The following is an 18,941-nucleotide window of genomic DNA, read 5'->3' as shown; positions in this document are numbered from 1 at the left end:
GATTTTATTAAGCTTAGTTTTCTTTTCTTAATCTCTACACGCTAGAATTTCAGCACCTTCGGGTAATATTTCTTCCAGTTCAGCCTGTGTGAATAAGCCTTGCGCTTTAGGATTTCCTCTTAAAGCTTCTGGATATTGCCTCCAGAAATTTCTATTAGCTTCTTCTTGTGTCACGTTCGGTGGCCAATAATCGTGCTTAACTTTGCAAGATATTTCAAGTAGAGTCCGTTCTCCACTCTCTAATAAGACAAATAACTCATTTGGTAATTCATATACAACTAACCAAGACGCTACGGTCCCTTCTTCTGAAACTAAATAATACTTGTCCTCATTTTTCCAGATTGACTTCCCGTATCCTTCAATTTCTTCAAACTGGATAACATCTTCCCATTCTAGGTTTGTTGGTTTCATTTTATACCTTCCTTACTTAAGTGGCGATACATAATCATATGGAAGTTCACCTTCAGATTCAATCCACTGCTTCTCAGCAATTGGAATCAACTCTTCAAGTTCTTCCTTAGAAAAAAGTTTCCTATTTTTAGGGACATCTATTAAAGAAGCTGGATGTTTACTTATAAATTTTCTTCTAGATTCTCTTCTCTCTTCTTCCGTCGGTGGCCAAGAATCGTGTTTAATCTTCCAAGATACTTCGCGTAGCGTTCTCTCCCCACTCTCTAGTAAGGCAAATATCTCATTTGGTAATTCATAGACAACTAACCAAGAAACTACGGTTCCTTCTTCTAAAACAAAATAATACTTGTCCTCATCTCTCCATATGTGCTGACCATAACCTTCTACTTCTTCAAACTGGATAACATCTTCCCATTCTAGGTTTGTAGGTTTCATTAGTATTTCCCTTTTCTTATATCTCTTTTAAACTAAACTTGTAGAGCATTCATAGTATTTTTAATTTGGTATTTCAGCATGATAGAACTACCTTAAAAATCAATGTTAACGTTTTCCATTATTATACCATACAAGCGCTTGATATGAGGGGTTTGCTAGCGAAAACTAACAAAAAAAACACTGAATTTTCAGTGTTCCTTTTGTTTCTTTATGTTTCTTTACGCTTCTTGAACGCTCCCTGCAGGAATCGAACCTGCAACTACTCCTTAGGAGGGAGTTGTTATATCCATTGAACTAAGGGAGCTAGATAAAAACTCTGCTGAATGAGCAGAGTTTTTTAGTCGAATTAACGACGGATTTCTTTGATACGAGCTGCTTTACCTTGAAGAGCACGCAAGTAGTACAATTTCGCACGACGTACTTTACCGTAACGAACAACTTCGATTTTTTCAACACGTGGAGTGTGGATTGGGAAGATACGCTCAACACCTACACCGTTAGAGATTTTACGAACTGTGTAGTTTTCTGAGATGCCAGCACCTTTACGTGCAATAACAACACCTTCAAAAATCTGGATACGTTCACGGTTACCTTCGACAACTTTCGCGTGTACACGAACAGTGTCACCAGGACGGAATGATGGGATATCTGTACGAAGTTGACCTTCAGTCAAGCTTTGGATTAATGGATTCATTTTATTCTCCTATCTTTGTCAATCTTGAGGAATCTTCCTCAGCGGATAAACTGTATTTTTGTGCGTCCATTACACACAAGATACAGTTTACCAAATTTCCACCTAAAAGTAAAGAAATTTATAGCAGAATCCCTAAAAAAATCGCAACTAAACCACCTAGGTAGGTCAAAGTAATGTACGAATAAAAGACCTTCTTATCACTTAACAACCTTTGGAGTTCGTCATTCAAGGTCGAAAAAGTTGTCAATCCTCCACAAAAGCCAGTTGCTAGAATAGCATAAACTTCCTTAGACTCCACATGATTATAGAATAATCCAATCAAAAAGCAACCTAAAAGATTAGCTATGAGCGTTCCGAGTGGCAATTTAGATGCTTGATTATAGCGGGAAAAGAAATACCGTACGAGTGCTCCGATGCCACAAGCAATTGCAAGATAGACGATTACCATTTCTTCCTCCCTAAATAGTAAGCTAAAAGCAGTCCTCCACCGATGCTCAAAAGCAAATACAGGACTAAACTAAGATAACGCCCTGTATCCAGTAGTTTCACAGCATCAAGCATGAGACTAGAAAAGGTTGTTAAACCTCCACAAAAGCCCGTCCCTAGTGCTAAAATAACGCCTTTACTAGTTCCCTTATAAACCAGATAGCCCTTGACAAGATAAACCAAGCAGAAAATACCCAGATAGTTAACAAGAAGGGTGCCCCAAGGGAAATCTGGACTGGCTGGTAAGCAAGTAGAAACAAGGTAGCGCACAAGTCCGCCCAACATAGCAGCTAGAAAAATCCCTAGCGGATAAAATTGTTCTTTTTTCATTTGATATTTTGATCCTGATAATCACGCGAACGTTTGAGTATGTCCGAAAAAGTCGCTACAATAGTCTCCTGATAGCGCTTGTCCTCTACACGATTTCTAACCTTTTCAAAAATAACTGCTTCTCTCTTGGTATCTAAAATCGGTTTACCAGAAGCCTTCTTATAAGCGACAACCCCTTCAACTAAGTGCATTCGTTCTTCTAAGAGCTTGACGATTTGGTCGTCGATTTGATCAATTTCTTGACGAATAATATCTAAATCCATACAGTCTCCTCCTTTATTTGAATTATTGTATCAAAAAGCCACCAAATAGGCTAGTAAAATCCCAACTCTCGATAAGAAAAATGCACTGATTGATTACATCAGCGCACTTTTATACTTATCCTACTTTAGCAGCCAATTCTTCTGCGAATTGTTCCAAGCGTTCAATATCTTCTTCCTCGGCAGAAAGATCAACTTTGACACATTCTGAACCTTTTTCTGCCCCTGTAGAAGCAAAGACACGATCAAAGTCATCTACAGCCTTACAGAATTCATCATAGAAGGTATCACCTGAACCGACCACTCCATATATTTTATCATTTAAGTTTAGATCAGCCAAATCTTCGTAGAAGTCCATCATCTCATCTGGCAATTCTCCATCGCCATAAGTATAGGTTGCAACGATAGCAATGTCTGCTTCCAAGAAGTCTGAAGCGTCAACCGTTGTACATTCATCAACATCGACATCCAAGCCTAACTCACGTAATTTGTCTGCTACAATATCTGCAATTTCTTCGGTATTACCGGTCATACTGGCAAATACAATTTTTGCTAATGCCATATCGTCCTCCTCAATTTATCTTTCTCCATTATATCACATCTTTTTCATTTTCAAAATAAAAATTCTTGTGCTACAATGAAATGAGAAAGAATTGAGGTTATTTATGGAAATTTGCCATCAAATTTTAGAAAAAATTAAAGAATACGATACGATTATCATTCATCGTCATATGAAACCAGACCCTGATGCCTTGGGAAGTCAGGTAGGATTGAAAGCTCTTCTCAAACATCATTTCCCAGAAAAAATCATCAAAGCCGTAGGTTTTAATGAACCAACTCTTACTTGGATGGCTGAGATGGATCTTGTTGAAGATAGTGCCTACCAAGGTGCCCTTGTCATCGTCTGTGATACGGCGAATACTGCTCGTATCGATGATAAACGCTATAGTCAAGGTGATTTTCTCATTAAGATTGACCACCATCCAAATGATGATGTATACGGTGACCTGTCTTGGGTGGACACTAGTTCAAGTAGCGCTAGCGAGATGATTGCCCTATTTGCTGAAACAACCCAACTGGCCTTATCAGATCGAGCTGCTGAGTTGCTCTTTGCAGGCATTGTCGGTGATACAGGTCGCTTCCTCTATCCTTCTACAACTGCACGAACCCTCCGACTGGCGGCTTATTTGAGAGAACATAACTTTGACTTTGCGGCTCTCACTCGCAAAATGGACACTATGAGTTACAAAATTGCTAAACTTCAAGGCTACATCTACGATCATCTGGAAGTGGATGAAAATGGCGCAGCGCGCGTTATCCTGAGTCAAGAAGTCTTGAAACAATTCAATGTCACCGATGCTGAAACTGCCGCTATTGTTGGAGCACCTGGTCGTATTGACAGCGTCAGTCTCTGGGGAATTTTTGTAGAACAGGCTGATGGCCACTACCGTGTTCGCTTACGCAGTAAAATCCATCCTATCAATGAAATTGCCAAGGAGCATGATGGTGGAGGCCACCCCCTAGCAAGTGGTGCTAATTCCTATAGCATAGAGGAAAACGAAATCATCTACCAAAAGTTAAAAAACTTGCTTAAAAACTGATAAAATACTTGCCAAACTTTTCTGAATCTGATAGACTAGTATGGTAACAATCTATGGCTCGCAAAGAGACCATGGCAGAAAGGAAATATTGCAAAATGAAAAAAGATATCCATCCAGAATATCGCCCAGTTGTCTTCATGGACACAACTACTGGTTACCAATTCCTTAGCGGTTCAACAAAACGCTCTAACGAAACAGTTGAGTTCGAAGGCGAAACTTACCCATTGATCCGTGTGGAAATTTCATCAGACTCACACCCATTCTACACTGGACGTCAAAAGTTCACTCAAGCAGATGGACGCGTGGATCGTTTCAACAAAAAATACGGTCTCAAATAATCAACCGCATTTATTGCTTAAAAACGTTGATACAAAGCCTTTTCCAAGAAATTGGATTTGGCTTTTTTTTAGTACCGTTTTTGGTACCGTCTTGGAAAACTAACCTTTTGCACTATCCAGGTAATCTACAAATTTTGTGATAGCTTTCTTCTCCCCTACTACTGTAGAATGGCTATAAGTATCCAGGGTCATCTGACTACTTGCATGACCTAACCTTTTGGCTGCATTAACAGGATCTACACCCGTTTCAATCATCAAGGTAGCATGAGTATGTCTGAATCCATGAGGAGTTATCTTCTTCAAGTCATTTTTCCTGATAATGGGCTATTGATAGTGCGGCAGCTGACAACCAACTGTCCTGTTAGGTACTGCATAGCGAGGTTTTCAATCATCATTTTTTCAATTTTTCGTCCAGAGAAAATCTCTTGTGAATAGGCAATTAGAAGGCGTAGAAGTGACAATCTTCAAAGGTATTCACTACTTTTTCAATAGTAAAAACGAGATGGTCTTGTGGCAAGAAAGAACTGATTTCTAGTGATAAAGTTGTTTGATTTGTGTTATAATGAATATGCATGGGATAGCCTTTCTAAATGGTTTATTGAGCAATTCTATTTTACCAAGACTATCGCAACCATGCAAAAAAGAAACGGCAAATCCGTTGCTTTTTTGAAGATAAGAGACTATTGTCCCAATCTCTTTTTCTTGATTAAAATCTATATCTAGTATATAATCAATCTATAACGTATAGATTGGAGATATATCATGGCTATAACATTATCAAAACAATACAATTTTAAACTGAATGAAGCTACTATGGAACAAGCTCGAAATATTATCAAGGAAAAGGGAATGACAATGACAGATGCTATTTCTTTATTTGTGGAGCAAATAGTCCTGGAGCAAGATTTGCCTATTAAGACGGCCGAAGATCTACATAGAGAACAGTTGATTAAGGAATTACAAGCCCAATCTGAACGTGCCTTGAGAGAATACGAGGCAGGAGAAGGTACTTCCCTAAACAATATGAGGGTACGCTATGGCTTATAAAGTGATTGCTTCAAAAGAGGTCGAGGAAGCTATCGACAATATACACGACTATATAGCTACGGTACTTCTATCACCTCAATCTGCCAAAAATACTGTGGCTAAAATTTTAGACAGCTTAAAAAGTTTAGAAATTTTTCCTGAAGCAGGTTTTGACGCTGATGAGAAAATCGGAATAAAAATTAACAGCAAGTATCCAACACGAGGAAAAATTATTGACCAATATGTTTTGCTTTACTTCATCGATCAAAAACGAAACAATGTTTTTTTATCTCACTTATTCCACACTAAAAGTGACTATGTCACTTTGCTACAAAAAGACAATAAAAAAAGCTCAACTGATTGAGACAACTTTCATTATTTTATAAGCTCCGAAACCTTAATTTTTGGTACCTTTTTGGTACCGTCTTGGTTTAACAATACGGTATATATAATATTTTACAGCTTTATCCCCTTTAGAAACGTTGATTTAATGAGGATTTAAATACTATAGAGTATATATATTTAAAATACGGTCTCAAATAATGATAAAAAAGAACAGTTTCGACTGTTCTTTTTTTCTTCTTTTTATGAACCAATTACTACTACTTTCTATTTGTCAACCATCACGCTGACACTATAATTGATTTCAAACGGGGTTTAAAAATGTCGAAAAGAAGCTTGATATTGAGAATGGTCAAGATGATTGAAACTACGTAGTCTAGGATTGTATTCCACTTGGCATCGGTAAATTCTCCCATCACTGACTTTCTTAGAAGTCAGATAGATTAAGGGAAAAATTAAGAATGGAAGAGAGACCTTTTTGTAAGAAGACATCGGAATATTCACTTCCTAATCTTGTCTTTACCTATTTTATTGATTGTTTTTGAAAGAAATGTGAAAATAGTTTTCTATTTCCAATTTATTCTTATTACATCACATTTTGGAATGATTCTTCAGAAAAGCATAATAGTTGAAACAAGCAATACCAGTATTTCAAAAGCCAGCGTCAGAAAACGCTGGCTTTAAAAATGTGAAAAATTTTTCTAAACTAGATTGCTTCTGTAACAAAACTACGGCTTTCCAATACTTTGAGCATAGCATTAGCTGTATCTAGGGCTGTAAAGAGGGGCACTCCGTGTTCAATGGCTGAACGGCGAATCTGCTCACCATCTTCGTCTGCAGTTCGTTTGGTTCCTACTGTATTAATGATAGCTTGAATTCTTCCTTTGCGAACAAAACTTGGAATATCCTTATCGTCATCACCAATCTTACCAACAGGTTTGGCTTGCAATCCATGACTGGCAAAGAAGGCTGCTGTCCCTTCTGTCGCGAGGATTCCATAGCCAATATTTTGGAAACGACGAGCCAAGTCCAAGGCTTCTTCTTTGGCATCATCAGCTATGGTAAATACAACGTTACCAAAAGTTGGCAAGTGTAAGTAAGAAGCTTCAAAGGCCTTATAGAGAGCTTTTTCCAAAGTTGTATCAGAACCCATAACTTCCCCTGTTGACTTCATTTCAGGACCAAGCAAGCTGTCTACCTTAGCTAGTTTGGTAAAGGAGAAGACAGGTGCCTTGATATGAACGCGGGTGCTTTCAGGGTAAAGTCCATCTTGGTAGCCAAGTTCTTCAAGTTTTTGACCAAGAATAAGTTTGGTTGCTACTTGAGCCATAGGGATATTGGTTACCTTAGAAAGGAATGGCACCGTACGGCTAGCACGTGGATTGACCTCAATAACATAGACTTTTTCATCCTTGATGACAAACTGGATGTTCATCATTCCAAGGCAGTTAAGACCGATTGCTAGGCGTTTAGTATAGTCTGCGATTGTTTCTTGCACCTTTTGCGACAAGGTTTGTGGTGGGTAAACGGCCATTGAGTCACCTGAGTGGACACCAGCACGTTCGATGTGCTCCATGATACCAGGAATGAGTACATTTTTACCATCTGAAATGGCATCAACTTCACACTCTTGTCCAACGATATAAGAGTCAACAAGGACTGGATGATCAGGACTAGCCTTAACAGCAGTACGCATGTAAGAACGAAGGTCTTCTTCGTTTTCAACGATTTCCATGGCACGTCCACCAAGTACATAAGATGGGCGGACAAGAACTGGGAAGCCAATCTTGCGAGCTGCAAGAACTGCTTCTTCTTCATTGGTAGCCGTTTGTCCTGGTGGCTGTGGAATATCCAAATCTTTTAGAGCTTGCTCGAAGAGGTCACGGTCTTCGGCACGGTCTAGGTCAGCAACCTGTGTCCCAAGGATGGTCACACCTGCTTTTGCCAGTGGTTCAGCTAGGTTGATGGCTGTTTGACCACCAAACTGAACGATAACTCCTTTCGGTTGCTCCAAGTCGATAACATTCATAACATCTTCGAATGTCAATGGTTCAAAGTAAAGCTTATCTGATACAGAGAAGTCTGTAGAAACGGTCTCTGGGTTTGAGTTCATGATGATAGCCTCATAACCAGCAGCTTGAATAGCCTTAACCGAGTGAACAGTTGCGTAGTCAAACTCGACCCCTTGACCGATACGGATTGGACCAGAACCTAAAACAAGTACAGATTCTTTATCAGATCTGATAGATTCATTTTCCCAACCATAGGTTGAATAGAAGTATGGTGTTTCAGAGTCAAACTCTGCCGCACAAGTATCTACCATCTTGTAGACTGGGACAATCTTATTTTCCAAACGAAGCTGACGAACTTGGTCTACAGTCGTTTCCCAAAGTTCAGCAATCTTACGGTCTGAGAAGCCATTCAATTTTGCAGTTTTCAAAACTTCAAGATCTTGTGGATGGGCACCCAATTCTTGCTCAATTTCAAAGATATGCAAGAGTTTATCAAGATAGAATATATCAATCTTAGTCAATTCAGCAATTTCTTCTGGTGTGTAGCCACGGCGAATGGCTTCTGAAACATAGAAGAGACGATCATCTTGGGCTTTGACAACTTTTTCAATCAAGGCATCATCAGAAACAGATGCAAGCTCAGGCATTTCATTGTGGTGAACGCCAATTTCAAGTGAACGACAAGCTTTAAGAAGTGACTCTTCGATGTTACGGCCGATCGCCATGACTTCTCCAGTCGCCTTCATTTGTGTACCCAGACGACGCTCCCCTTTTTCAAACTTGTCAAATGGGAAACGGGGAATCTTGGCAACCACGTAGTCAAGGGCTGGTTCAAACATGGCATAGGTTGAACCTGTAACTGGGTTGATGACCTCATCCAAAGTCAAGCCTACTGCAATTTTAGCAGCCAACTTAGCAATCGGATATCCTGTCGCCTTAGAAGCAAGGGCTGACGAACGCGATACACGAGGGTTTACTTCGATGACATAGTACTTGAAACTGTGGGGATCAAGGGCCAACTGAACGTTACATCCACCTTCAATCTTAAGGGCACGAATGATGCTCAAACTCGCGTCACGTAGCATTTGGTTTTCATAGTCTGACATGGTTTGCGCAGGGGCAAATACAATGGAATCCCCTGTGTGAATCCCAACTGGGTCAAAGTTTTCCATGTTACAAACAACCAAAGCATTGTCAGCTGAGTCACGCATCACTTCGTATTCGATTTCCTTGAAACCTGCGATTGAACGCTCAATCAAACATTGGGTAACAGGTGATAATTTCAACCCATTTTCAGCGATTTCACGTAATTCTTCCTCATTGGCACACATACCACCACCAGTACCACCAAGTGTAAAGGCTGGACGGACGATGACTGGGTAGCCAATTGTCGCTGCAAAGGCAACTGCTTCTTCGACAGTGTTAACAATTTCAGATTCTGGAATTGGTTGGTTGAGCTCTTCCATCAATTGTTTAAAGAGGTCACGGTCCTCCGCTTGGTCGATAGCAGATAGTTTAGTACCGAGAAGCTCTACTTCAAGCTCATCTAGGATACCATTTTTAGATAATTCCATGGCCATGTTGAGACCTGTCTGACCACCGAGTGTTGGTAGCAAGGCATCTGGACGTTCCTTACGAAGAATACGTGTCACAAATTCAAGTGTAATCGGTTCGATGTAAACCTTGTCTGCAATCTCCTTGTCTGTCATGATAGTCGCAGGGTTTGAGTTAACCAAAACAACCTCATAACCTTCCTCTTTCAAAGACAAGCAAGCCTGGGTCCCAGCATAGTCAAACTCAGCAGCCTGACCAATAATAATCGGACCAGAACCAATCACCATAATTTTTTGAATATCAGTACGTTTAGGCATATATAAGATATTAAGGGCGTCAAGCTGACAAAGCTAAAATAGGAGTTATGACGAAGAACTGTCAGTTCTAGGAATAACTATCTTTTTAGCACCGTCCGTAGTCCGTATTCAGTTCAGCAAATACGGAGCACCCTTCTCCTTTCTATTCGGCAACTCTCAGGTTGCCATTAAATAAATTCTCCGATGATTTTTTAGCGAAACGATACTTTTCGGTAAAAAATCTAGTGCAGGGAGTTTTTAGTTCGCCTGATAGCGACTAAAAGAAACGACCTGCCTTTCTATTCGTCGCCTCACAGGGCGACATTAAATAAATTCTCCGACGAGCTTTTACTCGTTCTTAGTTTGATTGTTTAAAAGCTTCCATCATCTCGATAAACTCGTCAAATAGGTAGCTAGCGTCGTGTGGACCAGGGGCTGCATCTGGATGGTATTGAACAGAGAAAGCAGGTTGGTATCTGTGACGTACACCTTCAACTGACTTATCATTGATTTCTTCGTGGGTAATGATTAAATGTTCTGGCAAATCCTCACGACTGACTGCATAACCATGATTCTGGCTGGTGAAGTCTACGCGTCCTGTTGCAATTTCACGTACCGCATGGTTGAATCCACGGTGACCAAACTTCATCTTGTAAGTCTTTGCCCCGTTTGCCATTGCAAAGAGTTGGTGCCCCATACAAATACCAAAGATTGGAATCTTTCCTTGCACGCCTCGAATCATATCGAGTGCCTGTGGAACATCTTCTGGGTTACCTGGACCGTTTGACAACATAACTCCGTCAGGATTGAGATGGAGAATTTCTTCTGCCGTTGTTGAATAAGGAACAACCGTCACGTTACAGTTGCGCTTCGAAAGTTCACGTAAGATTGAGTGCTTGAGACCAAAGTCCACTAGCACCACACTCAAACCAACTCCTGGAGCTGGATATGAAGTTTTAGTAGAAACTTGCTTGATATTATCCGTCGGCAAGACTGTCGCTTGGAGTTGGTCAGTCACATGGTCCATGCTGTCCCCAACATGGGTCAAGGTTGCACGCATAGTACCATGCTTACGGATAATCTTGGTAAGGGCACGCGTATCAATTCCTGAAATACCTGGAATTTTCTTAGCTTTCAAGAATTCATCCAAGGTCATTTGGTTACGCCAGTTGCTTGCTCTACGTGCCTCTTCAAAAACAACGACTCCCTTACAAGTTGGAATAATGGATTCGTAATCATCACGGTTAATTCCATAATTTCCTACCAAAGGATAAGTAAAGGTCAAGATTTGTCCATTATAAGACTGGTCTGTAATGGATTCTTGGTAGCCGGTCATCCCTGTATTAAAGACAATTTCGCCTGTTACATCAATATCTGCTCCGAAGGCCTTGCCTTCAAAAACTGTGCCATCTTCTAATACTAGAAGTCTTTTTGTCATATTTTCACCTCTCGTGGACGCTCACTGGCGTCTTTTAACGTCTTGTGTTTTAGTTGGCGTGTCTACTCGCCAGTACGGATTCTAAGATTGCCATTCGAACAAAGACACCATTGGTCATTTGTTGGACAATCCGTGATTTTGGTGCTTCAACCAAGTGGTCTGCGATTTCTACATCACGATTGACTGGAGCTGGGTGCATAAGGATTGCTGTTTCTTTCAAACGGTCATAACGTTCTTGAGTCAAACCATGTTGGGCATGGTAGTCTTCTTTTGAAAAGACAGCTCCACTATCATGGCGTTCATGTTGCACACGGAGAAACATCATGACATCAACCTGATCAATGATTTCATCAATAGTTACAAACTGTCCATAGTCTGCAAACTCTTGACTTCTCCATTCCTCAGGTCCAGCAAAGTAAAGTTCAGCTCCCAAGCGTTTCAAAATCTGCATATTGGATTTAGCAACGCGTGAGTGGTCCAAGTCACCTGCAATAGCAACCTTAAGACCCTCAAAGTGACCAAATTCCTCATAAATAGTCATCAAATCCAGCAAGCTTTGGCTAGGGTGTTGTCCCGAACCATCTCCACCATTGATGATGGAAGTCGTAATCGTGGGACTAGCAATTAACTCTCTGTAGTAGTCAACCTCTGGGTGGCGAATCACACAGACATCCACTCCTAAAGCAGACAGAGTCAAAATGGTATCATAAAGTGTCTCACCTTTATTAACCGAGCTGGTCTTCACATCAAAGTCAAGTCGCTCCAATCCCAGTTTAATCTCTGCTACTTCAAAAGACTTATGTGTTCGTGTAGAATCCTCAAAGAAGAGATTGGAAACAATCGGATGGTCCTCATAAGGAAGCTGAGCTCCGTTTTTAAACTCAATTCCTCGCTTGATCAATTTCATCACTTGATCGACAGTGAGGTCTTCCATGGACACCACATGGTTCAATGCTTGTTGATTTTCTGACATGGCTACTCCTTTAGCTTTCTAAGCTTCTTCAGTAATCAGAACTCTGTCTTGGCCATCAAGTTCTGCCATCTCTACGATGATTTCTTCAGAACGACTGGTTGGGATATTTTTTCCAACGTAATCTGGACGGATTGGCAATTCTCTATGTCCACGATCGACCAGAACAGCTAAACTCACGCGCGCAGGACGACCATGACCGACAATATTATCAATAGCAGCTCGGATGGTACGACCTGTATAGAGCACATCGTCCACCAAGATAACTTCACGGTCTGTCACATCAACAGAAACCAAAGAAGTATCTTCTCCACTTTTAACATCATCACGGAAAGGTTTGGTATCCAATTCCACAACAGGAACTGAAAGATTTTCTAGTTGATCCAAACGTTCTTGAATTCGGTGGGCGATAAATACACCACGAGTTTTAATACCAGCCAAGACGATTTTATTCAAATCTTTGTTGCGTTCGATAATCTCATAAGTAATACGCGTAATCGCTCGTTTGACAGTCAATTCGTCTACAACTTCTTTTGCCTTCATGACAAACCTCCAAAAAGAAAAGTCTCCTTAAACAAGGAGACTTGAAATGTATAGCTAAGCAAGCCCTACTGCGAACAGTATAGACTTCACCCTTCTACTTTATCACGCTCCTTGCCTGCCTCACGGGACAGGTTTAAAGGAATATTTAATTATCAATTACTATAGCACAAAGCGTGCCTAAAATCAAGCAAAAACTTTTGAAATCCCATCTTATAAATTGCTAAAATCATATAACTGTGGGTACTGGTCACACTCTGGATTTTTAGGATGGCAGATAGCCCGTCCGAAATAAATCATGGCCTGATGGGCTGCTAACCACTGCTCCGGTGGTAAGATATCCGTAACACGTTTTTCCACCTCAAGCGGTGTCGCTGATTTTTTGACAATATCGTGGTGTTTGCAAATACGCTCCACATGAGTATCCACTGCAAAAGCTGGAATCCCAAATCCTACACTCATAACAACATTGGCTGTCTTGCGACCAACACCTGCCAAACTCTCCAATTCCTCACGTGTTTGAGGAACTTGGCCATCAAAATCATCTAGTAACTGTTGGGCACATTTTTTAAGGAATTTAGCCTTATTCCGATACAGTCCCAGGCGAGAAATGTGTGAAGCAATTTCACTTTCTGTTGCAACAGACATGGCTTGTGGCGTTGGAAAGGCAGCAAAGAGACCTGGTGTGGCCTTATTTACCGCTGCATCCGTCGTCTGGGCTGACAACATGACCGCAACCAAGAGTTCAAAATGATTGGTAAAATCAAGACTGGGCTTGGCATCTGGAAAAAGAGCAATGATTTCTTCTAGCACTTTTCGTGCTCGTTTTTTTGACAAGACCATTATTCGTCTCCATCAAATAGTCCTTGTAGGCCAGCAAAAGGACTGTTTTCTTCTTTCTTAACTGCTTGTTGAGCTTGGTATTCTTCCTCAGTCATGATTTGCCAATCATTTCCTGAAACAAATCCTTGACCAGCCTCTTCTTCAGCAGTCAAGACCTTGATAGGAATGTTTAGTAGGATATTATCTGACACGCTCTCAGCAAGATCAACTTCTCCATTTTCGATAGGCAAGACCAAATCATCATCTATAACTTCCTGATCTAGTTGGTTAGTTGCGCCTTCCATGAAAACTTCCGTTACTGGATAAGATTCAACTAGCTCAACTGGTTCCATACTGCGACTTGAAGCAAGAACAATGGTATAAGATAGTTGATAATCTAAGAAATACATACTGTCTTCGTACTGTACTTTCCCAACTGCAAGGATATCTTTTACATCTAAAATTTCTTGATTACGTGCACGCAGGTCTACGGCTAGGTCTAACGTTTGTTCAAAATGCAATCCTTCAGACTGCTTACGAATTTCTTGAATATTTAATTTCATACTTCCTCCATAAAGATTTACTCTCTTGATTATACCATGAAAAGCCTACAAATCAGCCCACCAAACTTTGTAATTAAAAATCGATTTTTCAACATATTTACTATGATATTTTTGTTTTTTAGTGCTATACTATAGGCAATAATACATCAGAGCAAGGAGGAGGCTCACATGGAAGACAAAGAACTCATTACTAATGCAACCCAACTCCTATCCGAGTTAAATAAAAGTTTCCAAAGCTGCAAACAGGGTACGGCAGATGATATTCGACTACAAGAGCTGCTAAACACTACTATGCAAGAGCTCAAAAAAGCGGAAAAGTTGGACAACAGTATCTTAATTGACCTTGAGAAATTTTACCAACGTACCAGTCTTCTGATAGGTCTTGGTAGCCTAAAACTAAACGATCAAGCACGCACTGCTTGGCGAAACTACGACAAATTTCATTACGAGCACGTCAAACACGTACTGACTCTTTATGGACCCGTTTTTGGATTCTAGTGCTTGGAATTTCCAGTTTTCTGTTGACAAAATTTCCTTAAAGGTATAGGATAAAGGTACTAATACTCGGAGGTAAGGGAGACATGAACAACTAAGTCTATCAAATAAAGAACCTTTATTTAGTAGATCTTGTTTTTGTCTCTTTTTGTGTGCTCTTTTTGTACTAGATATTCTGGTACTTTATCCTCTTTGAAAATCAAAAAACTAGAAAGCTAACCATCTGCTCCTCTTGGCTTGGGTTAGGCAACTCCAAGCTAGTTTGACGAGTTTTTCAACGAGGATAATAGAGTTTTGACAGTGACTTTGGGCTCTACTAGATAAAGTAGAGCTTTTTGTTATGCACTATGGACATTCTAGAAAGGGCGACAATATGATAAAAATCAATCATCTGACCATCACTCAAAACAAAGATTTACTAGACCTTGTATCTGACCTAAACATGACCATCCACGACGGGGAAAAGGTTGCTATTATTGGTGAAGAAGGAAATGGCAAATCGACCTTGCTGCGAGCTTTAATGGGAGAAGCATTGCCTGATTTCACTATCAGGGGTGACATTCAATCTGATTATCAATCACTAGCTTACATTCCTCAAAAACTCCCCGAGGACCTGAAAAAGAAAACTTTACACGACTACTTCTTTTTAGATACTATTGATTTAGATTACAGTGTCCTCTATCGTTTAGCTGAGGAATTGCATTTTGATAGCGATCGTTTCGCTAGCAACCAAGAGATTGGCAGTCTATCAGGGGGCGAAGCTTTGAAAATTCAGCTCATCCATGAGTTAGCCAAACCCTTTGCGATTCTATTTTTAGATGAACCTTCAAATGACCTAGACCTTGAGACGGTTGATTGGCTAAAAAATCAAATTCAAAAGATTCGGCAAACCGTTATTTTTATTTCCCATGATGAAGACTTTCTTTCTGAAACGGCAGACACTATTGTCCACTTGCGACTGGTCAAGCACCGGAAAGAACCTGAAACGCTAGTAGAGCATTTAGACTATGATCGCTATAGTAAGCAGAGAAAGGCTCATTTTGCCAGACAAAGTCAGCAAGCTGCTAACGACCAAAGAACCTATGACAAAACCATGGAAAAGCATCGACGAGTCAAGCAAAATGTAGAAACTGCGCTTCGAGCTACTAAAGATAGTACTGCCGGTCGCCTATTAGCTAAAAAGATGAAAAATATGCTCTCTCAAGAAAAACGCATTGAAAAGACAGCTCAGTCCATGACCCAAAAACCACTTGAAGAGGAAGAAATCAGACTTTTCTTCTCAGACATACAACCATTACCAGTTTCTAAAGTCTTAATCCAATTGGAAAAAGAAAATTTGTCCATTGGCGACCGTGTTTTGGCTCAGGAACTACAACTAACTATCCGTGGCCAAGAAAAAATCGGTATCATCGGCCCAAATGGTATGGGGAAATCAACTCTATTAGCAAAGTTGCAACAACTTCTTAATGATAAAAGAGAGATTTCTCTTGGTTTTATGCCACAAGATTATCACAAAAAACTGCAATTGGATTTATCACCAATAACCTATCTCAGTAAAACTGGTGAAAAAGAGGAACTACAGAAAATCCAATCTCATTTAGCAAGTCTCAATTTCAGTTATCCAGAAATGCAGCATCAAATTCGCTCCTTATCTGGCGGACAACAGGGTAAACTCCTGCTTTTGGATTTAGTCTTGCGCAAACCAAACTTTCTCCTGCTGGATGAACCCACACGAAACTTTTCACCCACTTCTCAACCCCAAATCAGAAAACTCTTTGCCACCTATCCAGGCGGTCTCATCACTGTTTCACATGACCGTCGTTTCTTAAAAGAGGTCTGTTCAATCATCTATCGCTTAACAGAACACAGTTTGGAGATAGTTAATTTAGAAGATTTATAAATTTTCAACATAGTAAAAATCCAGAGACGACCTCTGGATTCTTTTTACATCTGTTTTAAACGTTCAATCCGTTCTGAGATAGGTGGGTGGGTATAAAAGAGTTTTTGAAACCCTCCACCTTTCTTAGGATCATTGATATAAAGTGCACTGCTGGCATCATCAACGTGGTGATGCATCGGCTCGCTATTATCCAGCTTACGTAGGGCATTAATCATCCCTTGAGGATTGCGCGTCAACTCGACACTGGAAGCATCAGCTAGGAATTCCCTCTGGCGAGAAATAGCTAGTTGCACCAAGGTTGCAGCAAGAGGCGCTAGCACAATAGCAAGTAGGGAAACCACTAGCATAATGATTTCAAGACCATTTCCATCTCGATCATCGTCACTTCGTCTGCGACCTGCTCCACCCCACCACATCATACGACCTGCCATACTAGAAAGCATGGTGATAGCACTAGCAAGGGCAACAGCAATAGTCGAAATGCGAATATCGTAGTTACGAATATGACTGACTTCATGTCCCATAACAGCTTCTAGTTCTTCACGATTCATGATAGCTAGGAGACCTGACGTCGCAGCAACCGCTGCGTTTTGAGGGTTAGAACCTGTCGCAAAGGCATTTAAGGCTGGATCATCAATGATGAAAACACGAGGCATAGGAATCTGAGCCACCATAGCCATATCTTCCACTACATGGTAGAGGTCTGGTGCCGTTTGTTCATCCACCTCACGCGCTCCATTCATGGACATGACAATCTCTGTCGATTGAAAAATCATGGACAAGGCATAGATAAAGCCGATAATCAGTGCGATAACCAAACCACCAATCCCAGACCTCATAAAGAGGTAACCAACCGCATAGCCAACCAGAGCTAAGAGTAGGAAAAATACCAGCAACAAAATCCACGTTTTTCGTTTATTGCTTGCAATTTGATCAAACAACATCTTAGTCACCTAAACCGCTAAAATCAACTTTAGGAACTGCCTTTTCCTCTTCTGGTGTTTGAAGGAAATCTGCTGCTTTAAATCCAAACATTCCAGCGATGATATTGCTTGGGAAAGTTTCTAATTTTACATTGTAGTTGCTGACAACACTGTTATAGAGTTGACGAGAGTAAGAAATTTTATTTTCTGTGTTTGTCAACTCCTCTTGCAATTTAACAAAGTTTGCACTAGCTTTCAAATCTGGATAGCTTTCTGCAACTGCAAAAATACCTGAAACCTGACGAGTGAGGGCATCACTAGCTTTCATAGCTTCTGCTGGTGAAGTCGCTGCTGCCACTTGGTTACGTAGTTCTGCCACCTTTTCAAGGGTAGAACCTTCATATTTGGCATAACCTTTTACAGTCTCAATCAAGTTTGGCAAGAGGTCATTTCGACGTTTCAACTGAACATCAATCTGACTCCAAGCCTCCTTTGTTTGCATACGATTCTTAACCAAACCGTTATAGCTAACAATCACAAAAATAACAATAAGAGCTAAAACTCCAAGAATAATCCAAGTCATGATATAAGTCCTTTCTGCTTTTAGATTAGTACCAGTATATCAAATTTTTAATGATTGTGGTAAAATAAGATGATACTAAAGAAGGAAATAACTATGAAACCAGAAACATTTTACAACCTGCTTGCCGAGCAAAATCTTCCACTTTCGGTCCAGCAGAAAGAACAATTTGAACGTTATTTTGAACTCTTGGTCGAGTGGAATGAAAAGATTAATTTGACGGCTATTACGGACAAGGAAGAAGTTTATCTCAAACATTTTTACGATTCGATTGCGCCTATTCTGCAAGGTTTGATTCCCAATGAAACTATCAAACTTCTTGATATTGGAGCTGGGGCGGGATTTCCTAGTCTACCAATGAAAATTCTCTATCCTCAGCTTGATGTGACTATTATTGATTCTCTAAATAAGCGTATCAACTTCCTCCAACTGTTGGCTCAAGAACTAGATTTGGACAGTGTTCATTTCTACCACGGTCGTGCAGAAGATTTTGCCCAAGACAAGAACTTCCGTGCTCAATATGATTTTGTAACAGCTCGTGCGGTTGCCCGCATGCAGGTTTTATCTGAATTGACAATTCCTTACCTTAAAGTTGGCGGAAAACTATTGGCACTCAAGGCCAGCAATGCGCCTGAAGAATTATTAGAAGCTAAGAATGCCCTCAACCTCCTTTTTAGTAAGGTCGGAGACAATCTCAGCTACGCCCTACCGAATGGAGATCCGCGTTATATCACAGTGGTGGAAAAGAAAAAAGAAACACCAAATAAATATCCACGTAAGGCTGGCATACCCAATAAACGCCCACTTTAATTTTTTTAGTAAAAATGATTTACAAAGTCAGCCTCGCTCTTTTATTTTTAGGCTCGGGAAAAAATGATTTACAAAATCAACCTCGCTCTCTTATTTTCGGGCTCGGGAAAAAATG

The 18,941-nt window shown here is 40.3% G+C and carries 22 protein-coding genes, 1 tRNA gene and 3 pseudogenes; 7 read left to right on the top strand and 19 right to left on the bottom strand.

Translation table 11 applies throughout. The annotated features are described in order from the left end of the window. Positions 1-27: 27 nt before the first annotated feature. The 8 genes from N8O80_RS02625 to N8O80_RS02590 form a co-directional block, all read right to left on the bottom strand. The gene (locus N8O80_RS02625) at positions 28-411 is read right to left on the bottom strand and encodes a hypothetical protein (RefSeq protein ID WP_261026765.1); all 384 of its coding nucleotides are present in this window, start codon (positions 409-411) and stop codon (positions 28-30) included. Positions 412-423: 12 nt separating this feature from the next. Further along, a complete protein-coding gene (locus N8O80_RS02620; protein WP_201058174.1) occupies positions 424-846 on the bottom strand; it encodes a hypothetical protein in 423 nt (140 codons plus the stop codon). A gap of 232 nt (positions 847-1,078) precedes the next feature. Next, positions 1,079-1,150 (bottom strand) — tRNA-Arg (locus N8O80_RS02615). Positions 1,151-1,192: 42 nt separating this feature from the next. After that, complete coding sequence (gene rplS / locus N8O80_RS02610) at positions 1,193-1,540, bottom strand: 50S ribosomal protein L19 (protein ID WP_001068669.1); 348 nt, start codon at positions 1,538-1,540, stop codon at positions 1,193-1,195. A 118-nt stretch (positions 1,541-1,658) separates the two neighbouring features. After that, the gene (crcB, locus tag N8O80_RS02605) at positions 1,659-1,988 is read right to left on the bottom strand and encodes a fluoride efflux transporter CrcB (RefSeq protein ID WP_261026763.1); all 330 of its coding nucleotides are present in this window, start codon (positions 1,986-1,988) and stop codon (positions 1,659-1,661) included. Continuing rightward, positions 1,982-2,356 (bottom strand): fluoride efflux transporter CrcB, encoded by a 375-nt coding sequence (gene crcB / locus N8O80_RS02600; RefSeq protein ID WP_261026761.1) that lies wholly within the window; start codon positions 2,354-2,356, stop codon positions 1,982-1,984. The genes crcB (N8O80_RS02605) and crcB (N8O80_RS02600) overlap by 7 nt, the downstream gene beginning before the upstream one ends. After that, a complete protein-coding gene (locus N8O80_RS02595; RefSeq protein ID WP_000362433.1) occupies positions 2,353-2,619 on the bottom strand; it encodes a chorismate mutase in 267 nt (88 codons plus the stop codon). The genes crcB (N8O80_RS02600) and N8O80_RS02595 overlap by 4 nt, the downstream gene beginning before the upstream one ends. A gap of 115 nt (positions 2,620-2,734) precedes the next feature. Next, complete coding sequence (locus tag N8O80_RS02590; RefSeq protein ID WP_261026759.1) at positions 2,735-3,178, bottom strand: flavodoxin; 444 nt, start codon at positions 3,176-3,178, stop codon at positions 2,735-2,737. A gap of 103 nt (positions 3,179-3,281) precedes the next feature. Here N8O80_RS02590 and N8O80_RS02585 point away from each other — a divergent pair, with 103 nt between their 5' ends. Both N8O80_RS02585 and N8O80_RS02580 read left to right on the top strand, forming a co-directional pair. After that, entirely contained in the window at positions 3,282-4,217 is a 936-nt protein-coding gene (locus N8O80_RS02585; protein ID WP_261026758.1) for a DHH family phosphoesterase, read from the top strand. Positions 4,218-4,312: 95 nt separating this feature from the next. Then, positions 4,313-4,555 carry a type B 50S ribosomal protein L31 gene (locus tag N8O80_RS02580; protein ID WP_000710764.1) on the top strand — a complete coding sequence of 81 codons (243 nt, stop codon included), beginning with the start codon at positions 4,313-4,315 and terminating at the stop codon, positions 4,553-4,555. 99 nt (positions 4,556-4,654) lie between these two features. Here the strand turns inward: N8O80_RS02580 and N8O80_RS02575 are convergent. Further along, a pseudogene (locus tag N8O80_RS02575) lies at positions 4,655-4,876 on the bottom strand (tyrosine-type recombinase/integrase); the annotation flags it as partial. A gap of 5 nt (positions 4,877-4,881) precedes the next feature. Further along, a pseudogene (locus N8O80_RS09800) lies at positions 4,882-5,129 on the bottom strand (transposase); the annotation flags it as partial. A 188-nt stretch (positions 5,130-5,317) separates the two neighbouring features. Here N8O80_RS09800 and relB point away from each other — a divergent pair. Continuing rightward, positions 5,318-5,602, top strand: coding sequence for a type II toxin-antitoxin system RelB/ParD family antitoxin (gene relB / locus N8O80_RS02570; protein WP_049487667.1), 285 nt, complete (start codon positions 5,318-5,320; stop codon positions 5,600-5,602). Next, positions 5,592-5,945 (top strand): type II toxin-antitoxin system RelE/ParE family toxin, encoded by a 354-nt coding sequence (locus tag N8O80_RS02565; RefSeq protein ID WP_064276861.1) that lies wholly within the window; start codon positions 5,592-5,594, stop codon positions 5,943-5,945. The genes relB and N8O80_RS02565 overlap by 11 nt, the downstream gene beginning before the upstream one ends. 259 nt (positions 5,946-6,204) lie before the next feature. Here N8O80_RS02565 and N8O80_RS02560 read toward each other — a convergent pair. The 7 genes and pseudogenes from N8O80_RS02560 to N8O80_RS02530 form a co-directional block, all read right to left on the bottom strand. After that, positions 6,205-6,394 (bottom strand): annotated as a pseudogene (locus N8O80_RS02560) (hypothetical protein); the annotation flags it as partial. 235 nt (positions 6,395-6,629) lie between these two features. Continuing rightward, positions 6,630-9,806 (bottom strand): carbamoyl-phosphate synthase large subunit, encoded by a 3,177-nt coding sequence (gene carB, locus N8O80_RS02555; RefSeq protein ID WP_261026755.1) that lies wholly within the window; start codon positions 9,804-9,806, stop codon positions 6,630-6,632. A gap of 337 nt (positions 9,807-10,143) precedes the next feature. Continuing rightward, complete coding sequence (locus N8O80_RS02550; protein WP_000166853.1) at positions 10,144-11,223, bottom strand: carbamoyl phosphate synthase small subunit; 1,080 nt, start codon at positions 11,221-11,223, stop codon at positions 10,144-10,146. Positions 11,224-11,272: 49 nt separating this feature from the next. Next, on the bottom strand, positions 11,273-12,196 hold the full coding sequence (locus N8O80_RS02545) for an aspartate carbamoyltransferase catalytic subunit (RefSeq protein ID WP_261026754.1): 924 nt from the start codon (positions 12,194-12,196) through the stop codon (positions 11,273-11,275). An 18-nt stretch (positions 12,197-12,214) separates the two neighbouring features. After that, positions 12,215-12,736, bottom strand: a complete 522-nt coding sequence (pyrR, locus tag N8O80_RS02540) for a bifunctional pyr operon transcriptional regulator/uracil phosphoribosyltransferase PyrR (protein WP_004260120.1) — start codon at positions 12,734-12,736, stop codon at positions 12,215-12,217. Between the two features lie 210 nt (positions 12,737-12,946). Continuing rightward, complete coding sequence (gene nth / locus N8O80_RS02535; RefSeq protein ID WP_004260119.1) at positions 12,947-13,576, bottom strand: endonuclease III; 630 nt, start codon at positions 13,574-13,576, stop codon at positions 12,947-12,949. Continuing rightward, positions 13,576-14,118, bottom strand: coding sequence for a YceD family protein (locus tag N8O80_RS02530; RefSeq protein ID WP_261026752.1), 543 nt, complete (start codon positions 14,116-14,118; stop codon positions 13,576-13,578). Before N8O80_RS02530 ends, nth begins: the two co-directional genes overlap by 1 nt. A gap of 168 nt (positions 14,119-14,286) precedes the next feature. Between N8O80_RS02530 and N8O80_RS02525 the strand changes: the two genes are divergently transcribed. After that, positions 14,287-14,616, top strand: coding sequence for a helicase BlpT (locus N8O80_RS02525; RefSeq protein WP_261026751.1), 330 nt, complete (start codon positions 14,287-14,289; stop codon positions 14,614-14,616). A gap of 337 nt (positions 14,617-14,953) precedes the next feature. Further along, a complete protein-coding gene (locus tag N8O80_RS02520) occupies positions 14,954-16,513 on the top strand; it encodes an ATP-binding cassette domain-containing protein (RefSeq protein ID WP_261026749.1) in 1,560 nt (519 codons plus the stop codon). A 44-nt stretch (positions 16,514-16,557) separates the two neighbouring features. On the opposite strand, the gene htpX is transcribed toward N8O80_RS02520, so the two are convergent. Continuing rightward, positions 16,558-17,457, bottom strand: coding sequence for a zinc metalloprotease HtpX (gene htpX / locus N8O80_RS02515; protein ID WP_261026747.1), 900 nt, complete (start codon positions 17,455-17,457; stop codon positions 16,558-16,560). A 1-nt stretch (position 17,458) separates the two neighbouring features. After that, positions 17,459-18,019: a LemA family protein gene (locus N8O80_RS02510; RefSeq protein ID WP_000219833.1), complete on the bottom strand. Its 561-nt coding sequence runs from the start codon at positions 18,017-18,019 to the stop codon at positions 17,459-17,461. A gap of 93 nt (positions 18,020-18,112) precedes the next feature. On the opposite strand from N8O80_RS02510, the gene rsmG reads away from it, so the two are divergent. Then, the gene (rsmG, locus tag N8O80_RS02505) at positions 18,113-18,826 is read left to right on the top strand and encodes a 16S rRNA (guanine(527)-N(7))-methyltransferase RsmG (protein ID WP_261026742.1); all 714 of its coding nucleotides are present in this window, start codon (positions 18,113-18,115) and stop codon (positions 18,824-18,826) included. The last annotated feature ends 115 nt before the right edge of the window (positions 18,827-18,941 follow it).

Origin of the sequence: Streptococcus mitis, assembly GCF_946190155.1 — a bacterium.
GTDB lineage: Bacteria > Bacillota > Bacilli > Lactobacillales > Streptococcaceae > Streptococcus > Streptococcus mitis_CL.
Note: the sequence above shows the minus strand (reverse complement) of the source record. Positions and strands in the feature narration are given on the sequence as shown.